This window comes from Nitrosopumilus sp. b1 (genome assembly GCF_014078545.1).
Classification (GTDB): Archaea; Thermoproteota; Nitrososphaeria; order Nitrososphaerales; family Nitrosopumilaceae; genus PXYB01.
In genome coordinates, this window is the sequence record NZ_MU078725.1 from 1 (window position 1) to 1,647 (window position 1,647).

The window sequence follows — 1,647 nt, forward strand, 5'->3', positions numbered from 1 at the left end:
AAAATTGTTGGTGGAGGATTTCCAATTGGAGTGATTTGCGGTAGAAAAGAGATTATGGAATTATCAAATACTGCAAATCTTGACAAGACTGAAAGGTCATACATTGGAGGCGGTACATTTTCTGCAAACCCTGCAACAATGTCTGCGGGATTTGCAACACTTAGCACATTGAAAAAATCCAAAAACACGATTTATCCGAAAATCAATAACTTTGGAAAAACCACAAGACAGAGACTGACCAAAATTTTTGATGGTAGAGTCAAAGTTACCGGAAAAGGTTCTCTGTTTATGACACATTTTTTAAAAAATGGAGTTTCAGAAATCAATGATGCTGCAGATGCTGCAAGATGTGATTCTGCACTTTTGCACAAGTATCATTTTGAGATGATGGTAAAAGATGGAATCTTCTTTTTGCCTGGAAAATTAGGAGCAATTTCTAATGCCCATTCACAAAAAGACCTTGATTCAATGTTTAAGGCATCAGAGAGATTCTCTGAGAGCCTATAACAGATGGTAAATTCGTATGAACACAGTAAGCCTCTTTAATTATCAAAGATTTTGAGTCTCATGAGAGAAATAATTATTCTTTCGATGATTGCAATAATTGCACTTCCGGTAGGAATTGCACATGCTCAATCAACATATGACATTCTCATACCAACCGGAGCTGCGGCACCTTCTGCACCATACTTTTGGCAAGTAGAAAAGACCGGAGATACAAACGGTAATCTTTCAGTAGAAGTACTAGATACGGTTGCTTGGAAAAATGCAGATACTGCTGCACATACAGTAACATCTGGAACCGCAGAAGAAGGACCAGATGGAATTTTTGACAGTAGTCTATTTCCACCAGGACAAACATTTGAGTACCAATTTACAGAGTTAGGAGAGTATCCTTACTTTTGCATAGTACATCCTTGGATGGTTGGAACGATTACTGTTGAGACTGGTTTGAAGGTAGTATCTAATGTAGGCTCTAAAGTAGGAGATGGTAAAACAACATTTGATGTAGAATATGAATACAACAGATCAATTACCTCTGCAACAGTTAACGAAGACACAAACTCGATAACATTTGGATTGATGGGTCAATCAAAAAGCGATGATCATACACTCGTATTGATACTCCCATCTGATCTTATTAGCGGAATTTCTTCAGTAAGTGTGGATGGTACAATGACTGAAGATTACACCATCTCGATGGATGGAGACATAAGTGAGCTTACAGTAACAGCACTAGAACCAACATCAAATACAGTTACAGTTACTGGGGCATCAGTTGTACCAGAATTTGGTTCCGTAGTTGGAGTAATTTTGGTATTATCGATTGTAGCAGTCATCATCATGACATCAAAATCACAAAAGTTTGGAATGCCCAAACTATAACCATTATTTTTTAAAACTAACCCAAACTTTCATTATACAGATTCAAAAAAATATTTTATGGGATTATTTGGCGGCAAGAAAGAAGATCCTGAAGATTTGATTTATCAGGCAATGGCACTATTACAAAAAAATCAACCAAAGGCAGCAGTGGGATTATTCAATAAAGCATTAAAGAGTGAGCCAAAAAATACGTCTGCCCTTCACAACAAAGGTTTGGCATTAAATCAGATGAAAAAATATTCAGATGCAATAACATGTTTT

General features: G+C 36.6%; 3 protein-coding genes. All 3 read left to right on the forward strand.

Features of this window, described 5'->3' with window-relative positions:
• On the forward strand, positions 1–507 hold a 507-nt coding region (locus tag C6988_RS08530; protein ID WP_182134663.1), incomplete at its 5' end, for an aminotransferase class III-fold pyridoxal phosphate-dependent enzyme.
• A 60-nt stretch (positions 508–567) separates the two neighbouring features.
• Positions 568–1,386 carry a plastocyanin/azurin family copper-binding protein gene (locus tag C6988_RS08535; protein WP_182134664.1) on the forward strand — a complete coding sequence of 273 codons (819 nt, stop codon included), beginning with the start codon at positions 568–570 and terminating at the stop codon, positions 1,384–1,386.
• A 57-nt stretch (positions 1,387–1,443) separates the two neighbouring features.
• A partial coding sequence (locus tag C6988_RS08540; RefSeq protein ID WP_272488187.1) for a tetratricopeptide repeat protein occupies positions 1,444–1,647 on the forward strand: 204 nt, incomplete at its 3' end.

Coding starts and splice junctions, on each gene's coding strand:
- C6988_RS08535 (WP_182134664.1), top strand. CDS start 568: ATGAGAGAAATAATTATTCTTTCGATGATTGCAATAATTGCACTTCCG.